This is a genomic window from Nonomuraea sediminis (genome assembly GCF_018531495.1).
Lineage (GTDB): Bacteria > Actinomycetota > Actinomycetes > Streptosporangiales > Streptosporangiaceae > Nonomuraea > Nonomuraea sediminis.
This window is the reverse complement of sequence record NZ_JAHDTI010000013.1, coordinates 238826-258285: the sequence shown is the minus strand read 5'-3', so window position 1 is coordinate 258285 and position 19460 is coordinate 238826. Positions and strand designations below refer to the sequence as shown.

At 69.5% G+C, this 19460-nt stretch carries 24 protein-coding genes; 13 read left to right on the top strand and 11 right to left on the bottom strand.

Annotation, left to right across the window (positions count from 1 at the left end; all coding sequences use genetic code 11):
• Positions 1–142: 142 nt before the first annotated feature.
• Positions 143–610, bottom strand: coding sequence for a 2-C-methyl-D-erythritol 2,4-cyclodiphosphate synthase (gene ispF / locus KIK09_RS43480; RefSeq protein WP_214325365.1), 468 nt, complete (start codon positions 608–610; stop codon positions 143–145).
• 17 nt (positions 611–627) lie between these two features.
• Complete coding sequence (locus KIK09_RS43475) at positions 628–1110, bottom strand: CarD family transcriptional regulator (protein ID WP_043624891.1); 483 nt, start codon at positions 1108–1110, stop codon at positions 628–630.
• Between the two features lie 241 nt (positions 1111–1351).
• Here KIK09_RS43475 and KIK09_RS43470 point away from each other — a divergent pair, with 241 nt between their 5' ends.
• Positions 1352–1933, top strand: coding sequence for a copper chaperone PCu(A)C (locus tag KIK09_RS43470; protein ID WP_308164673.1), 582 nt, complete (start codon positions 1352–1354; stop codon positions 1931–1933).
• 191 nt (positions 1934–2124) lie between these two features.
• Here KIK09_RS43470 and KIK09_RS43465 read toward each other — a convergent pair whose 3' ends face one another.
• Positions 2125–2817, bottom strand: coding sequence for a winged helix-turn-helix domain-containing protein (locus KIK09_RS43465; RefSeq protein WP_214325364.1), 693 nt, complete (start codon positions 2815–2817; stop codon positions 2125–2127).
• Positions 2814–3983: a sensor histidine kinase gene (locus tag KIK09_RS43460; protein ID WP_214325490.1), complete on the bottom strand. Its 1170-nt coding sequence runs from the start codon at positions 3981–3983 to the stop codon at positions 2814–2816. The genes KIK09_RS43465 and KIK09_RS43460 overlap by 4 nt, the downstream gene beginning before the upstream one ends.
• 133 nt (positions 3984–4116) lie before the next feature.
• On the opposite strand from KIK09_RS43460, the gene phoU reads away from it, so the two are divergent.
• Entirely contained in the window at positions 4117–4761 is a 645-nt protein-coding gene (gene phoU, locus KIK09_RS43455) for a phosphate signaling complex protein PhoU (RefSeq protein WP_214325363.1), read from the top strand.
• On the opposite strand, the gene KIK09_RS43450 is transcribed toward phoU, so the two are convergent.
• The 3 genes from KIK09_RS43450 to mshA are packed head-to-tail and all read right to left on the bottom strand — an operon-like array spanning position 4758 to position 7276.
• A complete protein-coding gene (locus KIK09_RS43450) occupies positions 4758–5495 on the bottom strand; it encodes a phosphoglyceromutase (protein ID WP_214325362.1) in 738 nt (245 codons plus the stop codon). The genes phoU and KIK09_RS43450 overlap by 4 nt on opposite strands.
• 10 nt (positions 5496–5505) lie before the next feature.
• Positions 5506–5988 carry a type III secretion system chaperone family protein gene (locus KIK09_RS43445; protein ID WP_214325361.1) on the bottom strand — a complete coding sequence of 161 codons (483 nt, stop codon included), beginning with the start codon at positions 5986–5988 and terminating at the stop codon, positions 5506–5508.
• 10 nt (positions 5989–5998) lie between these two features.
• A complete protein-coding gene (gene mshA, locus KIK09_RS43440) occupies positions 5999–7276 on the bottom strand; it encodes a D-inositol-3-phosphate glycosyltransferase (RefSeq protein ID WP_443678889.1) in 1278 nt (425 codons plus the stop codon).
• Between the two features lie 91 nt (positions 7277–7367).
• Here mshA and KIK09_RS43435 point away from each other — a divergent pair, with 91 nt between their 5' ends.
• Positions 7368–8108: an SDR family NAD(P)-dependent oxidoreductase gene (locus KIK09_RS43435; RefSeq protein ID WP_214325360.1), complete on the top strand. Its 741-nt coding sequence runs from the start codon at positions 7368–7370 to the stop codon at positions 8106–8108.
• On the top strand, positions 8105–8890 hold the full coding sequence (locus tag KIK09_RS43430) for a class I SAM-dependent methyltransferase (RefSeq protein ID WP_308164672.1): 786 nt from the start codon (positions 8105–8107) through the stop codon (positions 8888–8890). The genes KIK09_RS43435 and KIK09_RS43430 overlap by 4 nt, the downstream gene beginning before the upstream one ends.
• On the opposite strand, the gene KIK09_RS43425 is transcribed toward KIK09_RS43430, so the two are convergent.
• Positions 8868–9863, bottom strand: coding sequence for a M36 family metallopeptidase (locus KIK09_RS43425; RefSeq protein WP_214325359.1), 996 nt, complete (start codon positions 9861–9863; stop codon positions 8868–8870). The two genes, KIK09_RS43430 and KIK09_RS43425, sit on opposite strands and share 23 nt — an antisense overlap.
• A gap of 110 nt (positions 9864–9973) precedes the next feature.
• On the opposite strand from KIK09_RS43425, the gene KIK09_RS43420 reads away from it, so the two are divergent.
• The 5 genes from KIK09_RS43420 to KIK09_RS43400 all read left to right on the top strand — a co-directional run bounded on the left by KIK09_RS43420 (position 9974) and on the right by KIK09_RS43400 (position 12674).
• Entirely contained in the window at positions 9974–10330 is a 357-nt protein-coding gene (locus tag KIK09_RS43420; protein WP_214325358.1) for a BlaI/MecI/CopY family transcriptional regulator, read from the top strand.
• Positions 10327–11232, top strand: coding sequence for a M56 family metallopeptidase (locus KIK09_RS43415; RefSeq protein ID WP_214325357.1), 906 nt, complete (start codon positions 10327–10329; stop codon positions 11230–11232). The genes KIK09_RS43420 and KIK09_RS43415 overlap by 4 nt, the downstream gene beginning before the upstream one ends.
• A 60-nt stretch (positions 11233–11292) precedes the next feature.
• A complete protein-coding gene (locus KIK09_RS43410; RefSeq protein WP_214325356.1) occupies positions 11293–11787 on the top strand; it encodes a helix-turn-helix domain-containing protein in 495 nt (164 codons plus the stop codon).
• A gap of 3 nt (positions 11788–11790) precedes the next feature.
• The gene (locus tag KIK09_RS43405) at positions 11791–12198 is read left to right on the top strand and encodes a hypothetical protein (protein WP_214325355.1); all 408 of its coding nucleotides are present in this window, start codon (positions 11791–11793) and stop codon (positions 12196–12198) included.
• Between the two features lie 98 nt (positions 12199–12296).
• On the top strand, positions 12297–12674 hold the full coding sequence (locus tag KIK09_RS43400) for a DUF2516 family protein (protein ID WP_214325354.1): 378 nt from the start codon (positions 12297–12299) through the stop codon (positions 12672–12674).
• Here KIK09_RS43400 and KIK09_RS43395 read toward each other — a convergent pair whose 3' ends face one another.
• Together KIK09_RS43395 and KIK09_RS43390 are read right to left on the bottom strand one after the other, a co-directional pair.
• Positions 12675–13994, bottom strand: coding sequence for an FAD-dependent oxidoreductase (locus KIK09_RS43395; protein ID WP_214325353.1), 1320 nt, complete (start codon positions 13992–13994; stop codon positions 12675–12677).
• A gap of 63 nt (positions 13995–14057) precedes the next feature.
• Positions 14058–14606 carry an SGNH/GDSL hydrolase family protein gene (locus KIK09_RS43390; RefSeq protein WP_250574744.1) on the bottom strand — a complete coding sequence of 183 codons (549 nt, stop codon included), beginning with the start codon at positions 14604–14606 and terminating at the stop codon, positions 14058–14060.
• A gap of 184 nt (positions 14607–14790) precedes the next feature.
• Here KIK09_RS43390 and KIK09_RS43385 point away from each other — a divergent pair, with 184 nt between their 5' ends.
• The 3 genes from KIK09_RS43385 to ygfZ all read left to right on the top strand — a co-directional run bounded on the left by KIK09_RS43385 (position 14791) and on the right by ygfZ (position 17325).
• Positions 14791–15525 (top strand): alanyl-tRNA editing protein, encoded by a 735-nt coding sequence (locus KIK09_RS43385; protein WP_214325351.1) that lies wholly within the window; start codon positions 14791–14793, stop codon positions 15523–15525.
• 446 nt (positions 15526–15971) lie between these two features.
• Positions 15972–16385, top strand: a complete 414-nt coding sequence (locus KIK09_RS43380) for a Fur family transcriptional regulator (RefSeq protein ID WP_214325350.1) — start codon at positions 15972–15974, stop codon at positions 16383–16385.
• Positions 16386–16395: 10 nt separating this feature from the next.
• A complete protein-coding gene (ygfZ, locus tag KIK09_RS43375) occupies positions 16396–17325 on the top strand; it encodes a CAF17-like 4Fe-4S cluster assembly/insertion protein YgfZ (protein WP_214325349.1) in 930 nt (309 codons plus the stop codon).
• 15 nt (positions 17326–17340) lie between these two features.
• On the opposite strand, the gene KIK09_RS60320 is transcribed toward ygfZ, so the two are convergent.
• Positions 17341–18240 carry a TetR/AcrR family transcriptional regulator C-terminal domain-containing protein gene (locus KIK09_RS60320; RefSeq protein WP_214325348.1) on the bottom strand — a complete coding sequence of 300 codons (900 nt, stop codon included), beginning with the start codon at positions 18238–18240 and terminating at the stop codon, positions 17341–17343.
• A 94-nt stretch (positions 18241–18334) separates the two neighbouring features.
• Between KIK09_RS60320 and KIK09_RS43365 the strand changes: the two genes are divergently transcribed.
• A complete protein-coding gene (locus tag KIK09_RS43365) occupies positions 18335–19420 on the top strand; it encodes an FAD-dependent monooxygenase (RefSeq protein ID WP_214325347.1) in 1086 nt (361 codons plus the stop codon).
• Positions 19421–19460 lie beyond the last annotated feature (40 nt).

The following is a 19460-nucleotide window of genomic DNA, read 5'->3' as shown; positions in this document are numbered from 1 at the left end:
ACACCTTCGTACCGCTGGCCACGCCCGCCCAGCGGGGACATGGGAAAGCGGCGGCTCGTACCGCGCCAGTGACGAACCGCCGCCCTCAGTGACTCGACGGGCTAGGCATCGCCCGCCGGAGTACATCCCGATAGGTGACGCTCTAGTCCTCGGAATGGTTGACGACGAGCGCCGTGGCGATCGCCGCGACACCCTCGCCGCGCCCTACGAAGCCCAGCCCGTCCGTAGTGGCCGCAGAAACGCTCACAGGGGCCCCTACGGCCTCGCTGAGCACCTTCTCGGCCTCAGCCCTGCGGGGCGCCAGTTTGGGCCGTGAGCCGACCACCTGGACCGCCACGTTGCCGATCTCGTAGCCGGCTTCGCGCGCCCGCCTGGCGGTCTCCTGGAGCAGGCTCACCCCCGAGGCGCCGGCCCAGCGCGGGTCGGAGGTGCCGAACACCCCGCCCAGGTCTCCGAGCCCGCAGGCCGACAGCAGCGCGTTACAGGCGGCGTGAGCCACGGCGTCGGCGTCGGAGTGTCCGTCGAGCCCCGTCTCGCCGGGCCAGTGCAGGCCCGCGAGGTACAGCTCGCGACCGGATGCGAAAGGGTGGACGTCGACACCGACGCCCACCCTTGGAAGCTTCGTCTTCAGGAGTTGAGCACCTCGTCGAGAAGGGCTTCCGCCTTGTCCTCATTGGTCTTCTCGGCCAGTGCCAGCTCGCTCACGAGGATCTGCCGGGCCTTGGCGAGCATGCGCTTCTCACCCGCGGACAGACCGCGCTCGCGGTCCCTCCGCCACAGGTCCCGAACGACTTCGGCGACCTTGTTCACGTCACCCGACGCGAGCTTCTCCAGATTTGCCTTGTAACGGCGAGACCAGTTCGTGGGCTCTTCCGTGTGCGGCATGCGTAGGACGTCGAAAACCCGCTCCAGGCCTTCCTGGCCGACAACATCGCGCACGCCGACGAGTTCTGCGTTTTCTGCTGGCACCTGGACGGTAAGGTCGCCCTTGTCGACCTTGAGCACCAGGTAGGTCTTTTCCTCACCCTTGATGGATCGCTTGGTGATTGCTTCGATCCGAGCAGCCCCATGGTGGGGGTAGACGACAGTGTCGCCGACCTGGAAAGTCATGTGACAAGTACCCCTTCCGCTGTACTCAAGAGTACCACGCATCCACAGCCTCCCGGAACAGTGAAATCACCATAACTGCAGGTCAAAGCCGCACATTAGGACTTGACAACCCTTCAACTCTATGAATCGCAATAGCTGACATAGCTAATGACCTGCGGGGGTGCGGATATGACCATGGATTGGGGCGGATATGGTAGGCGCTGCCCATCTTGCACAGTGCCACCCCAAGGAGAACCCTCCCGTGACCAGCCGTCGCTGGATCGCCGCCGCCGCCGTTTTCATGGCAGCCCCCGTGCTCGCGGGCTGTGCGGCCGGGGCCGATGCCAACACCAACAAGCCGTACGCCCCCAACGAGGCAGCGGTCCTCATCGATCAGGGCAAATACGGTCAGCGCGGCATTGACATCCCGCAGGCGTTCATCCTCGGTCCCGACTCGGGTGCCCAGATCGCCTACCGCGGTTCCGTTCCGATCTACCTGAACATCCTCAACACGGCCGCGGCCGCCGACACCCTCCAGGCGGTCAACGCGGGTGACCTCGGCACGGTCAAGGTCTCGACCCCGATCCAGCTGCCGAGCAACCAGCTCGTCAACACCGGCAAGCCCACGCCCCTGCTGCTGCTCGAGGGCATCCCGAAGGGCCTGCGGGGCGGCGAGAGCATCAAGCTGGACCTCCAGTTCGCCAACGCCGGCACGATCAGCCTGAACGTGCCCGTGGTCACGCGCAGCCGCGAGTTCAAGGACTACCCGCCGGCTCCCAACGCCACCGCGGCCCCCACGCCCAGCGCCACCCCGTCCGCTTCCCCGACCGAGGAAGCCAACTGAGGTACGGCGAAGCCGCCGCCACCGGCCGCCCGCCGTACTCCGGCTGAGGGCCCGCGACCGGCGCCTGCGGCGAGTCGGTGACACTCGCCCGCCGTCACGGCGCACGTGAGCGTGGCAGCCCGGCCACGATCACGCAAAGACACGCCAAAAGGGTCCGGTACGGCATGCCGTACCGGACCCTTCGTCGTCGGTCATTCCTCGGTGGCGTCGAACTTGTAGCCCAGCCCGCGCACCGTGAGGATGCAGCGCGGGTTGGAGGGGTCGGCCTCGATCTTCGCCCGGAGCCGCTTGACGTGCACGTCGAGCGTCTTGGTGTCGCCCACGTAGTCGGCGCCCCAGACGCGGTCGATGAGCTGGCCGCGGGTCAGCACCCGGCCGGCGTTGCGCAGCAGCACCTCGAGCAGCTCGAACTCCTTCAGCGGCAGCTGCACGTGGTCCCCGCGGACCGCCACGACGTGCCTGTCGACGTCCATCCGGACGGGACCGACCGTCAGCACCGAGGTCTCGAGCTCCTCGGGCGCGTCGCCCTGGCGGCGCAGCACGGCGCGGATGCGGGCGACCAGCTCGCGGGAGGAGAAGGGCTTGGTCACGTAGTCGTCGGCGCCCAGCTCGAGCCCGACGACCTTGTCGATCTCGCTGTCCTTGGCCGTCAGCATGATGACGGGGACCTTGGAGCGCTGGCGGAGCGAGCGGCACACCTCGGTGCCGGGCAGGCCGGGCAGCATCAGGTCGAGCAGCACCAGGTCGGCGCCGCTGCGGTCGAAGGTGTCGAGCGCCTCGGGTCCGGTCGCCGCGACCGACACCTCGAAGCCCTCCTTGCGCAGCATGTAGGACAGGGCGTCGGAGAACGACTCCTCGTCCTCGACGACGAGTACTCGGGTCATGGGGCTGTCTCCAGGGGGATCGAGGGTGGTACTGCGATCGCCGTACCGCCGAAGGCGGGCAGGCGAAGCGTGAAGGTGGAGCCGGATCCTTCCTTGCTCCAGACGGACACCTCTCCGGCGTGCGCGACGGCCACGTGTTTGACGATGGCCAGGCCGAGTCCGGTGCCGCCGGTCGCGCGCGAGCGGGCGGCGTCGACGCGGAAGAAGCGCTCGAAGATGCGCTCGAGCGACTCCTCGGGGATGCCGATGCCCTGGTCGCTGACGCTGATCTCGACCGAGTCTCCGGCCGGGCGGACGCTGACGACCACGCGGGTGTGCTCGGGGCTGTAGGCGACGGCGTTGTCGATGAGGTTGCGCAGGGCGGTGACGAGCAGCTCGTCGTCGCCCCAGATGCGCAGCCCCTCGGTGCCGCCGGTGACGAGGGCGATGTCCTTGGCCGCGGCCTTGGTGTTGCAGTGGTCGATGGCGTCGTTGACGGCCTCGTCGATGGGGACCTGGCCGGGGGTGGGGATGGGTTCGGCGCCCTGGATCCTGCTCAGCGTGATCAGGTCCTGGACCAGGTAGTTGAGCCGGGCCGCCTCGTGCTGCATGCGGCCGGCGAAGCGGGTGACCGCCTCGGGGTCGTCGGCGGCGTCCTGGATGGTCTCCGCCAGCAGGCTGAGCGCGCCCACCGGGGTCTTCAGCTCGTGACTGACGTTGGCCACGAAGTCCCTGCGCACGGCCTCGACCCTGCGCCGCTCGGTCTGGTCCTCCGCGAGCACGAGCACCTGTCCATGAGAGCCCAGCGGGGCCACGCGGACGGCGAAGTTGGTGGTCTCCTGGCCGAACTTGTGCCCGGCCACGTCGATCTCGCTCTCCCTGATCTCTCCGTCCCTGCGCACCTGCCTGGCAAGCGCCAGCAGCTCGGCGGCCATCAGCCGGTCGCCCTTCACCAGCCCGAACGCCCGAGCGGCCGAGCTGGCCCGCAGCACCCTGTCGTGCGCGTCGAGCACGACGGCGCTCGACGGCAGTACGGCCAGCACGGAGGCGACGCCCTGCGGGAGAGCGCCCGTCTCCGGGTCGGTGGCGGATGCGGTGCGGCTGGGAGTCTCGATCTGGTTCCTGTAGAACAGGATCGCCAGGGCCCCCACGACGAATCCGGCCAGGGCAGCAAAGCTCATGGCCATCTCACTCATGTCTTCGATGGTAGGTGGCCAACCCACAAGGCACAGACCTCTCACCAGGGGATGAACGGCCCTTTCCCGGAAAGTTCATCTAGCTGTAGAGGTTCGTTCATTGAGAGGCACGTACGGTGACGGCATGCGCGACGCGTACCATGAAGAACTCGATTCCCTTACTGACAAGCTGGTAGAGATGACCAGGCTTGTCCGGTCGGCCATCTCCCGGGCGACCACCGCCCTGCTCGATGCCGACCTGCAGCTCGCCGAGAGCGTGATCTCGCGCGACGTGGAGGTGAACGTCAATTTCGAGCAGATCGAGACGTCGATCTTCGAACTGATGGCGCGCCAGCAGCCGGTCGCCGTCGACCTGCGGATGGTGATCACCGCGCTGCGCATGGGCACGGACCTGGAGCGCATGGGCGACCTGGCGGTGCACGTGGCCAAGGTCGCGCGGCTGCGCCACCCGGAGTCGGCGATCCCCGCCGACGTGCGCTCCACGATCCTGGAGATGGGTCAGATCGCCGAGAACCTGGTCACCAAGGCGGGCAGCTGCATCGCCTCGCGGGACGTGGAGTCGGCGCTCGAGCTCGAGCAGGACGACGACGCCATGGACAGGCTGCACCGGCGGCTGTTCAGGAACATCCTGTCCAAGGAATGGGAGCACGGCGTGGAGCCGGCCATCGACATCACGCTGATCGGCCGCTACTACGAGCGGTACGCCGACCACGCGGTCCGCGTGGCCGGCGATGTGGTCTACCTGGTGACGGGCTCGCGCCCCGGCTAGCGGCCCTGGTTGGCGACGGCCTCGATGGCGGCCTTGGCCGCCTCGGGGTCGAGGTACTCGCTCGACAGCGGCCTGAAGGCCTCGTCGAGCTCGTAGCGCAGCGGGATGCCGGTGGGGATGTTCAGCCCCGCGATGTCCTCGTCGGAGATGCCGTCCAGGTGCTTGACCAGCGCGCGCAGCGAGTTGCCGTGCGCCGCCACCAGCACGGTACGGCCGGCCGCCAGGTCGGGCACGATGGCGTCGTACCAGTACGGCAGCATGCGCTCCACGACGTCCTTCAGGCACTCCGTGCGCGGCATCAGCTCGGGCGGCAGCAGCGCGTACCGGGGGTCGCCGGCCTGGGAGAACTCGTCGGAGTCTGCGATGGGCGGCGGCGGCACGTCGTAGGAGCGGCGCCACAGCATGAACTGGTCGTCGCCGAACTCCTCGCGGGTCTGCGCCTTGTTCTTGCCCTGCAGGGCCCCGTAGTGGCGCTCGTTGAGCCGCCATGAGCGGATCACGGGCAGCCACAGCAGGTCGGCCTCCGCCAGCGCCAGCTGGGCCGTCTGGATCGCCCTGGTCAGCAGGCTGGTGTGCACCACGTCGGGCCGGACCCCGGCCTCGACCAGAAGCCTGCCGCCGCGGCGGGCCTCCTCCTCGCCCTTGGCCGAGAGGCTGACGTCCACCCATCCGGTGAACAGCCCCTTGGCGTTCCAGTCACTCTCGCCGTGCCGCAGCAGTACCAAAGTCGCCATGCGGACAATCCTAGGGGCGCTCGGGGTCTGCGAAGTGGGCGAAGGCCTGGAGGTTCTTCAGCGACTCGCCCCTGCTGGCCCGCCACTCCCACTCGCGCCTGATGCTGGAGGCGAAGCCCAGCTCAAGGGCCCGGTTGAACCAGTCGTCCGAGTAGGTCAGCACGCAGCCGAGCAGCCGGTCGATCTCCTCGGCCGTGACCGCCGCCAGCGGGACGCGGCCGAGCAGGTAGACGTCGCCCACGTCGTCGAGGCAGAAGTGCACGCCGTACATGCCGCCGTTCTTGGACAGCAGGAACCGGTAGAACTCGGCGTGGTTCTCCTCCGGCTGCCTGCAGAAGAAGGCCTCGACGAGCATGGCCTGGTCGCCGAGGACGAGCCAGGCGACGGTGGCCAGCTTGCGCTGTCCCGGCAGCGTCACCACGTATGCGCCTGGCCGTGCTTCCTCATAGGGGATCTCCGACGCCTTGAGCGCCTCCTCGACCATGTCGCGCATGCCGTACAGCCTAGGAGCTGAGGGCCACGGGCAGCGGGTGGAGGTTGTCCTTGGCGCCCGTGTAGACCTCGACCAGGCGGGCGGCGGTGGCCTGCCAGCCGAAGGCGGCGGCGTGCGTGCGCGCGCCGGCGGACAGGCCGTCGCGCCAGCGGGGCGAGACGACGAAGCGGCGCAGCACGGCGGCCCAGTCGTAGGGGTCGTGGCCGTCCACGAGCACGCCGGACACGCCGTCGGCCACGGCCGTGCGCAGCCCGCCCACGGCGGCCGCGGCGACCGGGGTGCCGCAGGCCTGGGACTCGAGCGCGACCAGGCCGAACGATTCGCTGTAGGAGGGCACCACGGTCACGTCGGCGGCGCGGTACCAGTCGGCCAGCTCGTGCTGCGGCGCGGGCGGCACCAGCCGTACCACGTCGGAGATGCCCAGCTCGGCGGCCAGGTCGGTGAGCATGGAGGGCCGGGCCAGGCCGTTGCCCGAGGGGCCGCCGACGCAGGCCACGACCAGCCGGGAACGCAGCTCAGGGTCCTCGATGAGCATCCTGGAGGCGGCGCGCAGCAGCACGTCGGGGGCCTTGAGCGGCTGGATCCTGCCCACGAACAGCAGCACGTGGGCGTCCTGCGGCAGGCCGAGCCTGCGGCGCGCGGAGCCGCGGGAGGCGGGCTGGAAGACGGTGAGGTTGACGCCCGGGTTGACCACGGCGACGCGCTCCTCCGGCGCGCCGTAGAGCTGGATGAGCTCGGCCGCCTCGTCGTCGGTGTTGGCGATCAGGCGGTCGGCGATCTCCACGACCTGTTCCTCGCCGATCACGCGCATCTGCGGCTCGGGGTTGTCGCCCGCGGCGAGCAGCTGGTTCTTGACCTTGGCCATGGTGTGCATGCTGTGCACTAGGGGCACGCCCCAGCGTTCCTTGGCCAGCCAGCCGACCTGGCCGGACAGCCAGTAGTGGGAGTGGATGACGTCGTAGCGGCCCGGGTCGTACATGGCCTCGGTGCGCAGCACGCCCGACAGGAACGCGCACAGCTGCCCGGGCATGTCGGCGCGGTCGAGCTCCTCGTACGGCCCGGCGGTGAGGTGCCTGACCAGCACGCCGGGGGCGAGTTCCGCGACGGGAGGCAGGTCGCGGGCCGTCTGGCGGGTGAAGATCTCCACCTCGACGCCGAGCTGGGCGAGCCTTTTTGCCGTTTCGACGATGTAGACGTTCATCCCGCCGGCGTCGCCCGTGCCAGGCTGGTCCAGCGGGGACGTGTGCATGCTGATCGTCGCGACCCGGTCTACCCGTCCACGCCTCACCCGACATCACCTCCAAGCGAGATACAACTGTCCAGATCGGTCCGACATTCCCGACATGAGACCACGACTCAGAGTCCGACAGGATGTGAACATGAAGAAAACGGCGGTTGTCACGGGTGCCAGCAGCGGAATCGGCGAGGCCACGGCCCGTAGGCTGGCGGCCGAGGGTTACCAGGTCGTTGCGGGCGCCAGGCGGCGCGAGCGGCTGGACGAACTGGCCGCGGAGGTGCCCGGCATCACCCCGGTCACGCTGGACGTCACCTCCCAGGAGTCCGTTGACTCGCTCAAGGCTTCTTTGACGCGCTGTGACGTCCTCGTGAACAACGCCGGAGGCGCGCTCGGCATGGAGAGCGTGGCCGAGGGCCACCTGGAGGACTGGCAGCGGATGTACGACACGAACGTGCTCGGCGCGCTGCGGGTGACCCAGGCCCTGGTGCCCCTGCTCGTCGAGTCGGGCGACGGGGTGCTGGTGATGCTCACCTCCACCGCCGGGCTGGTGTCCTACGAGGGCGGCGGCGGTTACGTCGCCGCCAAGCACGCCCAGACCGCGATGACCGAGACGCTGCGCCTGGAACTGGTGGGGCAGCCGGTCCGTATCGTGGAGATCGCGCCGGGGATGGTCAAGAGCGAGGGCTTCGCGGTCACCAGGTTCCGCGGCGACGCCGAGGCGGCCGAGCGCGTCTACCAGGGCGTGCCCGACCCGCTGAGCTCGGACGACGTGGCCGACGCGATCGCCTGGTGCGTGACCAGGCCCGCGCACGTGAACATCGACCGCATCGTCATGCGCCCGCGCGCGCAGGCGGCACAGCACAAGGTCCACCGCGTCTCGTGAAGCCGCTCGGCGCGATCACCAGGGGCACCACCGGGGTCAACCGCCTGCGCAGGGCGGACCGGTGGATCCTGGCCATGCACGGCCGCGTGCTGCGTGCGGCCGGCCGGCCCCTGGTGGTCGACCTGGGCTACGGCGCCTCCCCCGTCACCACCGTGGAGCTGTTCACCCGGCTCCCCTCCGGTGTCGAGGTGCTCGGCCTGGAGATCGATCCGGAACGGGTCGCCGCCGCCCTGCCCTACGCCAGAGCGGGCCTGAGCTTCGCGCTCGGCGGCTTCGAGCTGCCCACGCCCCGCCCGCCCCTGCTCATCCGGGCCTTCAACGTGCTCAGGCAGTACGGCGAGGCCGAGGCCTGGCACTACTGGGACGTGCTGCGCGGCAAGCTGGCACCGGGCGGCGTGATCGTCGAGGGCACCTGCTCGGAGATCGGGAACCGCGCGGTCTGGGTGGGCCTGGACCGCGGCGGGCCGCGGACGCTGACGTTCTCGGCCCGCTTCGACGCCTTCGACAAGCCGTCGGACCTGGCCGACCGGCTGCCCAAGACGCTCATCCACCGCAACGTGCCCGGCGAGCCGATCCACGCCTTCCTGAAGGACTTCGACCACGCCTGGGCCGTCAGCGCGCCCTACGGCGTCCACGGCCGCCGCGCGCGATGGCTGGCGGCCGTGGAACTGCTTGGAGCCACCTGGCCCATCCCTCAGCACGCGCCCACGGGAGGCAGGGCCAGGTGGCGGCTCGGTGAGCTGACCATTCCCTGGTCGGCTATAGCAGGCCCCGATCGGTGAACGCCTTCGTGACCGCGGTCGCGGCGGCGTTGCCGTACAGGCTCTGGGCCGTGGCGACGGTCTGCTGCGCGGCGGCGCGGAAGGAGGTGTCCTTGGCGAAGCCGAACTGGGCCTCCACGATCAGCGTGGTGGCCTTGGTGTCGCCCAGGGCCGTGCGGATGTCCCACAGCGCCCTGGACCAGATCTCGCCGTCGGCGTGCACCTCGCCCACGACGTCCTCGGGGTAGTGCTTGGTGCCGTCGAGCCTGCGCAGGCAGTGCGGCGCGGCGGAGTAGGAGGTGGAGTCCCAGTCGGCGACGCAGGCCTCGTCGGTCCTGGTGGGCACGCCGGTGGCCCAGCTGGACACCGCGACGGCCAGGTAGTCGCCGAACGCCTCACCGATCGAGCCGGACTCCAGGTTCGTGCCGAAGCCGGTGACCTGGCCGTCCTGGACGCTGTGGCCGTACTCGTGCACGATCACCTCGGCGTCCTCGGCGTCGTCCACGCCGCCCTTGCCGAGCGTGATGTTGGCCTTGTCGTCGCGGAAGAAGGAGTTGTCGCCGCCGTACTGGTCGATGCGCAGCTCGATCTGGCGCTGGTTGACCGGGCGGAACCGCGAGCCGAATCCGAGCGACTGCAGGTAGCGCTGCGCCGTGGTGACCCAGTAGTAGCCCATGACCTGCTCGAACTGGTCGGCATCGCGGTGGTAGGCGGGGAAGGCGCCGCCGACGGCCTGGGCGGCCTTGCCGGTGGTGCTCTTGACCCTGACGTAGCGGCCGGTCAGCGTGCCGGAGCCGTCCAGGTCGGTGAGGGTCACACCGGTGTAGGCGGGAGCGAAGGCCGGCAGGTCTGCGTCCTTGGCGTCGGTGAGATTCTGGTCACCCAGCTGCTGGACGGGGTTGGGGTAGAAGACGGTGGCGGTGGCCGTGGTGCCCGAGGGGGAAGCCGCACCGATCGTGGCGATAGCGGCTGTTAGAGCAAGGAAGTAACGCACCCGCAGATCGTCTACACAGGCGCTCTGGGGGACAAGCCATTGGAATGTCACGATTTCCTGTGAACCGCCCGCGTGCCAGCTCGACGGGTTGTAGTACTACGCTGGAGCGTGTGAAGGGTCTTGGCGAGCTCGAGCGCAGCATCATGGACATCCTCTGGGCGGACAGCACCCCACTGACCGCCCGCGAAGTCGGACGACTCATCGAAGACCGCGACCTGGCACCCACCACGGTCATGACCGTCCTGGACCGCCTGACCCGCAAGGGCTTCCTCCGTCGCACGCGTGACGGCCGGGCATGGCGTTACGAACCGGCGGAAACCCGCGATTCCTACATCGCCGAGCTTATGCTGGAAGCTCTGGACATGACGGGCGACCGGTCGGCCGCCCTGACCCGCTTCGCCCAGGCCGTTTCAGGCTCGGAGGCGGAGATCCTGCGTAAAGCCCTGACGGAGCTGGAGGAAGAGTGATCACGGCTGTGGCGCTGGCCGCGCTCGCCACCGCGTGCGCGATCGGCTCCTGGCGTTTCACCACCGCCCGCTGGACCTCCCGGGCACCCCGCCTGGCCATCACGTTGTGGCAGGCACTCGGCGTGGCCTGGGGACTGGCCACCACCGGCACGCTGCTCGCCTACGCCGTGCAGCCCTACGACGTGGGGCTCCTGCACGGCCTGATCTTCTTCGCCGACGGCCGCCCGCCGCAGGCCGCCTGGGACCTGCCGCACATCCTCGCCATGATCGCCGGCCTCACCGCGCTGTCGGTGCTGGTCGTCGTGACGCTCGCGGCCGGCGTCCAGACGCTGCGCGCGCGGCGGCGCCACCGGATGCTGCTGCGGCTGATCTCGCACGACAACCCGGTCGTTCCCGGCGTACGCGTGCTCGACCACCCGCTCGCCGCCGCCTACTGCGTGCCGGGCCTGCGTTCGCAGGTGGTGGTGAGCGAGGGCGCGCTCAAGCTGCTGTCGGAGGACGAGCTGTCGGCCGTCCTGGCGCACGAGGCCGCGCACGTGCGCGAGCGCCACGACCTGGTCCTGCTCCCCTTCGCCGCGCTGCGCCGCGCGCTGCCCTGGTCGAAGGTCGTCAGGGACGCCCACTCGCAGGTCGAGCTGCTGATCGAGATGGCCGCCGACGACCGCGCCCGCCGCTACTGCTCGCCCCGCCGCCTGGCCACCGCGCTGCTGAGGTTCGGGACGGCAGGCGCCATGCCCACCCCGCAGGGCATGCTCGGCGTCCACGCCCAGCACGTCATGGCCAGGGTGGACCGCCTGGTCAAGCCCGGCGCCGACCTGGCCACGGCCTCGCGCTACGCGCTGGTGACGCTCGTCGTGGCGCTGGTGGTCTCGGCTCCCCTGCTCTGGGTGGTCCCGCTGTAGCGCTTGCACTTGCTAGCTGCCCGTTTGCAATTGCAAGCACTCTCGGGCAGACTATGAGGCATGGCACTACCCAAGGTCGGCTCGATCGGCGAGTACATCCGCGAGCAGCGGCAGCAGGCGAAGATCTCGCTGCGCCAGCTCGCCGCCGCGGCCGGGGTCTCCAACCCCTACCTGAGCCAGATCGAGCGTGGCCTGCGCAAGCCGAGCGCGGAGATCCTCAACCAGATCGCCAAGGGGCTGCACATCTCCGCGCAGGCGCTGTACGTGCAAGCGGGCCTCATCGAGGACCGTGAGCCGCCCAGCGACGTCATCACGGCGATCAGAGCCGACAAGCATCTCACCGGGCGGCAACGCCAGGTGCTGATCGACATCTACGAGTCATTCCGCAAGGAGAGCCACGCCGGGGCCGGGCAGACCTCCCAGAATGCCGACCCCGTGCGTGACTCCGGTCCGGATGACGAGCAACCGCTGCCAGAGGACTATCTCGCCGCTCTTGAGCCCTTTTCGGCGACCTCGAGCAACGGCACCGCCAACCAGGAAACCAAGGAAGGTTAACCCATGACGCTCGCCACCGAGGTCAAGAAGCTCACCGAGTCCAAGCCGTTCTTCGCCGTGGCCGGCGCCGGCGACTACGCCGTGGAGAAGCTGCGCGAGCTGCCGAACCGGCTGCAGGAGCTGCAGTCGCGCCGCGCCGAGCTGGCCAAGGACCTGCCCGGCAAGGCCCGCGCGTACGCCGACAAGGCCGAGGGGCTGGCCAGGGAGTTCCCCGAGAAGGCCCGCGAGTACGCCGACCAGCTGACCCACAAGGCGACCGAGGTCTACGAGGAGTTCGCCACCCGCGGCCGCAAGGTCGTCAGCAAGGCCAGCGGCGAGGCCGCGCACGAGCTGGAGCAGATCTCCGAGACCACCGAGCCCGCCCCCGCTCCCAAGAAGCGCACCGCGCCCAAGGCCGCCACGAAGGCCTGAGCGCACACGCGAAGGCCCGCCTCGATCGAGGCGGGCCTTCCGCGTTCACCGGGGTTCCCCACTAGGCTGGGGCCGTCAGCGAGGCGTTGGGAGCGAGCATGAGCGTCATCAATAGTGGACTGAACCTGCTGTTCCTGCTGCTCGCGCTGGGCATCCTGGGCATGTCGCTTTACGCGCTGATTCATGCGCTTCGGATCCCTGCCAATGCCTTCACCGCGGCGGGCAAGCTCAACAAGAACCTCTGGCTGATCATCCTGGCCGTAGCCACGCTGATCTCGACGGCGGTGGCCTGGGGCTACCTAGGCTCCTTCATGGCCGTGGGCGGCATGGCCTTCATCGGGCTCAGCGTGCTGTTCTCCGGCGGCATCTTCTCCATCGCCGCGATCATCGCAGCCGCCGTCTACATCGTCGACGTCAAGCCCGCTGTGACGGGGACGGGCCGCGGGGGCAACAACGGCCCCTACGGCCCGTGGTGATCACTCGGCTCCCCGGTAGGCGTACTGCGCGGCGATGAACTTGCGCTTCAGCGCCGGGATCCGGTCGGTGACGGAGAAGAAGGCGCGGCTGACGGCCAGCATCAGGCGGCCGATCACGGGCTTGTGCAGGGCGTCGTCGCCGTTCATGCCGTTCTGGGCGAGCGAGTCCTTGACCCTGGCGAAGCCGTAGGGGATCATCTCCCGCTCGTAGGCGGCGATCGCCTCGACCACGGGCTTGCCGCTGGTCAGCTCGCGGCACAGCAGCATGGCGTCGCGCAGCGCGGTGTTGGCGCCGACCCCGCGGCCCGGCGTCATCGTGTGGATGGCGTCGCCGAGCAGCGTGATGTTGGTCGAGGTCCAGGGGTCGATCGGCACCGAGGTGCGGATGTTGATCGGGAAGCAGCTACCCGGGTCCGACAGCGTGATGAGCCGCCGCATGTTCGGCGCCCAGTCGCGGGTCATGTCCAGGGCCACCTCCATGAGCTTCTCGCCGCGCAGGTCCATGACGTTGGCCGGATACTTGTCGACCGAGGCGGAGAAGCCCCAGTTGATGTAGTCACGGGTGTTGTCGTAGAGCAGGCCGGGCCACTTCTCGACCAGTTCGGCCTCGTTGCCGCCGATGCCGTCCTTGACCGCGCCGTCGCGGTCCCACTTGAACTCCATCACGTGCCAGATGCAGAACTTGCCGCGCGGCGCGAGGACCATGGACAGGCCCTCGAACATCTCGCGGGGCAGCAGCGCCCTGGTCTCGTCGGTCACCGCGACCTTGGCCGACATGGCGATCACGCCGGAGTCCTTGACCTGGGCGTGCGGCAGGTACTGCCTCCGGACCCTGGAGTTGGTGCCGTCGGCGGCGACCACCACGTCACCGGTGGCGGAGGTGCCGTCGGCGAAGTACGCGGTGACCGTGCCGTCGGCGTTGCGCTCGTAGCGGGTGAACTCCTTGCCGAACTCCACCACGTCCTCCATGCCCGTGAGCAGCACCTGGCGCAGCGTCATCCGGGAGACCGAGCGCTCGCTGTTGACCGGGTCGTGGTCGTCCCTGAGCGGGAACGAGGCGGTGAACCTGCCGCGCTCGGTCAGCACGTTGAGGTACTTCGGCGCCCGCGCGCAGGTCGCCACGAAGGTGTCGAACAGCTCGGGCGGCAGGCACTCCTTCAGCGCCCGGTTACCGGTGGGGTCGATGCCGACGCGGTAGCCGTACAGGCCGTCGGTGCGGGTGTGGTCGCGCTCGTAGACCTTCACCGACACGCCGGCCCTCTTCAGCCCGTGGGCCAGGCACATGCCGCCGGTGCCTGCGCCGATGATGATGACGTTCATGGGGACATCCAGTTCTCTTGGCTTTCAAGACACTTTTATCTTGAATGCCAAGAGACTTGAATGTCAAGAGATTCTTCGGAATGCCTGCGCGAGCCAGCGGGCGATGCGGAAGTGGCCGGCCGCCGTGGGATGCACGCCGTCGGGGAGCACGGTCTCCGCCGGCCTGCCGGTGACCCAGCGGCGCGCCAGCGGGTCGAGGAACGGCACGCCCTCCCGCGCCGCCACCTCCTTGAGCGCGTCGCGCACCTGGTAGACCTCCGGCGGTGCGTTCTCCAGCCAGATGGGCCCGACCATCACGATCCTGGTCTTCGGCCAGCGGCCCTTGACCTCCCAGACGAGCCTGGCCGCGGCCCGCCGTACCAGCAGCGTGGGCAGGCGGTGGTCGTTGTGGCCGCCCGAAAGGATCAGCACGTCGGGAGCGGGGCGCCAGGACAGCTCGGCGTCGAAGGACTGCTGGAAGGTGCGGCCGACGCGTCCGCGGTTGAGGTAGCCGGTGCCGCCCGCGCCGGCGATGACCGGCTGCCAGCCGAGCATCCTGGCAGTCTGCGCGGCGTAGGTCCGCCAGGCCGGCACGGGGCCTGAACCGACCGTGAAGCTGTCGCCGACGACCATCACCACCGGCGTCACCTTCTGGATGACGGGAGTACGGCGGGGCGGCTCCGACTCCCCCGCCGCGCCGTCACAGGCGGAAAGCAGCGAACAAAGCAAACAAATCGCCAGCATTGCCGCGGCCCGTGCCATCAGGGGTCGATGCGTCAAGCCGCGCATGGCTACCTCATGGCTCTAAGCTGCCGGTATGAGCACCGATCTCCACGGGCGAACGCAACGGCTCGAACTCGCCGACCAGAACCTGCGCTCCTTCGAGGCGGTCGTCCTGGACTCGACGCCCGAGGGGATCGTCTTGAGCAGGTCGGCATTCTACCCAGGCGGGGGCGGTCAGCCCGCGGATCACGGAGTTCTCCTCTGGCTCGGGGTCGAGACCCGGATCGTCGGCGTGCGCAAAGGCGACGAACTCCACCTGATTCCGGCAGAAGGCGACCCGGTGCCGCCCGCCGGAACCGTCGTCCAGGCGGCCGTCGCGGACGAGCGGCGCTCGGCCCTGATGCGCACCCACTCGGGGCTGCACGTGCTGTGCGGGGTCGTCTTCCGCGACTACGGCTCGCTGGTCACCGGCGGCAACATGGAGCCGCTGTCGGCGCGCATGGACTTCAACATGCCGGAGGTGCCGCCGGGCTTCAAGGAGGCGGTGGAGGACGCCTGCAACGCCGAGATCCTCGCCGACCGGCGGATCGACGTGCGCGTGCTGCCCCGCAAGGAGGCCTTCGAGATCCCCGACATCATCCGCACGGCCACCAACCTGGTCCCCGAGGAGGTGGAGGACGTGCGCATCGTGGACATCGTGGGCCTGGACACCCAGGCCGACGGCGGCACGCACGTGGCCTCCACCCGGCAGATCGGGCACATCAAGGTCGCCAAGATCGAGAGCAAGGGCCGCGGCTTCCGCCGCCTCCGCATCGCGATCTCCGACTAGAGACGCTGAGGGGTACGTCGCCTGTCGGCGGTATCCGGGAGGCCACGAGAACGAAGCGCCGTAGCGGCGGGTAACCGGCACCGACTCGCCGCAAGCGCCGGTCGCGGGCCCTTGGCCGAAGTACGGCGGGCGGCCGTGAGAGCGGCCTGCCGTACAGGGTGAGATCTGGTGAAGGCATGCAAAAGGGCCCCAGACCGCCTCCGCCTGGGGTCAGGCGGGCCGGATGGACCATGGACGGGATCGCGCAGATCCCGCCCTCCGGCGGTCGGGGGCCCCGGTGATTGCCTCGTATTCGCCAGCAGGCGCGAGACATGGGTCCGCGTTGCTAGCGGACAACCACCTCGCTAGTCCAACTATGACTATCCATTGTTTGGACCACCTCCTTTCCGCGTGCTCACGACGCTATGCGAGGCCCCGCAACCCGGGCAAGCGATTATTCTCAGGACATGACGGAGACGCAGTGGCACGAGGAACTCCGCGCCAAGGGATACCGGGTGACGCCGCAGCGCCAGCTGGTCCTCGAGGCGGTCAAGGAGCTGGAGCACGCCACGCCGGAGGAGATCTGCGCCAAGGTCCGCGAGACGGCCCGCGGCGTCAACATCTCCACCGTCTACCGCACCCTGGAGCTGCTCGAAGAGCTCGGCATGGTCACCCACACCCACCTCGGTCACGGCGCGCCCACCTACCACCTGGCGGCCGAGGCCGACCATGTCCACCTGGTCTGCCGGGGCTGCGGCGAGGTCATCGAGGTACGGCCCCAGATGGCGGAAGGGCTGGTCAAGGCGCTGGACGAGGAGCTGGGTTTCGTGACCGACGTGCGACACCTGACCGTCTTCGGGCGCTGCAAGAACTGCCGATAACCTGGAAGGCATGCGTAGCCCTCTGCTCGATCTCCCCGGCGCCGTCGCGGCCGACGGCGTGGACGCCGACGTGGCGGCTCATTACGGTGACCTGTACGGCGAGCAACGCGCCCTGCTCAAGGGCGAAGCCGTGGTCGACAGGAGCAACCGCGAGATCGTCAGGATCGCCGGCGCCGACCGGCTGAAATGGCTCAACGACCTGACCTCGCAGAAACTCGACACGCTGCGGCCCGGTGAGTGGACGCAGACGCTCATCCTCGACCTGCAGGGGCGGGTAGAGCACCACCTGACGCTGGTCGACGACGGCGAGGCCGTGCTGGCCCACGTCGAGCCCGGCACCTCCGACGCCCTCGTCGACTACCTCGACAGGATGCGGTTCATGCTGCGGGTCGAGGTGTCCAGGGTGGACGACCTGGCGGTGCTCTCGACCGCGACCGAGGACTTCTACGTGCCCAGGGGCGACCACCAGGGCAAGCCGCTGGCCGGCATCTGGGCCTATGAGGCGCTCAGGATCGAACAGCACCGGCCGCGCCTGGGCTTCGACACCGACCACAAGACGATCCCGCACGAGGTGGGGTGGATCGGCTCCGCCGTACACCTGAGCAAGGGGTGCTACCGGGGCCAGGAGACGGTCGCCCGCGTGCACAACCTGGGCCACCCGCCGCGCCGCCTGGTCTTCCTGCACCTCGACGGCAGCGTCGACACCCTGCCGCCGCACGGGGCGCCGGTCATCTTCGAGAGCCAGGAGGTCGGCACGGTCGGCTCGTCGGCGCGTCACCACGAGCTCGGGCCTGTCGCGCTGGCCGTGGTCAAGCGGACGGTCCCGGTCGACGCGACGCTGCTCGCCGGTGGCGTGGCCGCGGCCCAGGAGGTCATCGTGCCGCCGGACGCGGGCCGCAACGTCCAGATCGACCCCACCCTGCGCCGCCGCATCCGCTGACCCGCTCACCGGCCTTCAGCGGGACCGTCGTTCGACGATCGAGGCCAGGCCGTCCAGCATCGGGCCGAGGCCGATCTCGAAGAGTTCGTCGAGGTTCAGGTCGAAGTCGCCGCCCATGTCGGCGATGGTCCTGGCGAAGGTCGGGTAGGAGCCCGAGCTCACGATCGCGGAGATGTGCGCCTCCTGCGTCTCCATCCATTCCTCGTCGGTCAGTCCGGTGGCCGCCTCGGCCTCGGCCTCCAGCTCGAGGTTGGCGGCGATGCCCTGCACGTAGCTGTAGTGCAGGATGTGCACGTACAGCATGGTCTCGGGGGACAGGCCGTGGCCGTCGAGAGCGGCCAGCTGCCACTCGGCGTGCTTCAGCAGGCTCGGTGACGGCAGCGGCCTGGTCAGCGAGGTGATCCCGGCCATCCACGGATGGGCCCGGTATCCGGCCCACTGCACCCTGGCCGAGGCCTCGAGCCGCGCCCGCCACCCCTCCGGCGCGGGGTCGGGCAGCGGGAACTCCTCCATCACGGCGTCGACCATGAGCACGACCAGCTCCTCCTTGCCGGGCACGTGCCGGTAGAGCGTCATCGTGGCGATGCCGAGCTTGGCCGCCAGCCCGCGCATGCCGAGCGCTTCGAGCCCCTCGGCGTCGGCGATCTCGATGGCCGCCCTGATGATGCGATCCCTGGTCACCTCCCCGCCTTCGCGCCGCGGACGGCGCCCGGTGCTCACCACGGTGCCCACCCGCGGCTCGGCCCTGACCACGCCCTCCTGGCTGAGCGCGTTGAGCGCCTTGGTGGCCGTGGCCAGCGCCACGCCCCACTCGCGCGCCAGCTGCCTGGTCGAGGGCACCCGGTCTCCGGCCTGGAGCTCGCCCTCGGCGATGCGCCTCTTCAGCTCGGCGACGATCTCCGCATACTTCTGCACTAGTACAGCTTAGCGCGAAGTCCCTGTTGCGAGCCCTGTATGTACGCTGTACATTCAGCACGAGCACAGCGTACATACAGATGGGGAGTCAGACATGCGCGTTCTCGTTTCCGGAGCAGGCATCGGTGGACCGGCACTGGCCCACCTGCTGCACGGGCACGGTCACGAAGCGACCGTCGTCGAGCGGGCCGCCGCCCCGCGCGCCGGCGGCCAGGCCGTCGACATCAGGGGCGCCGCGCTGGAGGTGGCCCGCAGGATGGGCATCCTGGAGCAGGCCCGCGCCCACAAGACCGACATGCAGGGGATGTCCATGGTCGACGGCGACGGCCAGGAGATCATGCGCACCACCGAGTCGACGATCAGCGGCGGCCGCATCGACAACGACGACATCGAGCTCATGCGCGACGACCTGACCAGGATCGTCATGGAGGCCACCACGGGCGTCGACTACCTCTTCGGCGACTCCATCGCGGCGATCGACCAGGACGAGCACGGGGTCAGGGTGCGCTTCGACAGCGGCAGGACCGGCGACTACGACTACGTGATCGGCGCCGACGGGCTGCACTCCAACACCCGCCGCCTGGTGTTCGGCGAGCAGCCCCTCGAGCACCTCGGGATGTACGTCGCCATCTACACGGCCGACAACTTCCTCGGCCTGGACCGCTGGCAGATGTGGTACCGGGAGGGCGATGCCGGATGCGGCCTGTACAGCGTGCCCGGCAACGCCCAGATGCGGGTCAACCTCGGCTTCGGCTCCGAGACCAGGGTCGAGTACGACCACCGCGACCTCGCCGCGCAGAGGCGGCTGGTGGCCGAGCGGTGCGCGGGCATGCGGTGGGAGGGTCCGCGCCTGATCAAGGCGATGTGGGAGGCCGACGACTTCTACTTCGACGCGGCCGCCCAGGTCCACCTCGACACCTGGTCGCGCGGCCGGGTGGCGCTGCTCGGCGATGCGGGCTACTGCGCCTCCCTGCTGTCGGGCCAGGGCACGAGCCTGGCGCTGGTGGGCGCCTACGTGCTGGCCGAGGAGCTGGCCGGGCAGGAGGAGGGGGCCTTCGAGCGGTACGAGCGGCGGATGCGCCCCTTCGTCGCGCTCAACCAGGCCCTGGCCAAGGAGAACCCCGGCCAGGGCGCCTCGGAGGAGAGCATCGCCCGGGCCGCCAACGCCATCACGCTCTGAAACCCCAGGTCGGAGATACCCCGCCGCCGGCGGGGTCCGA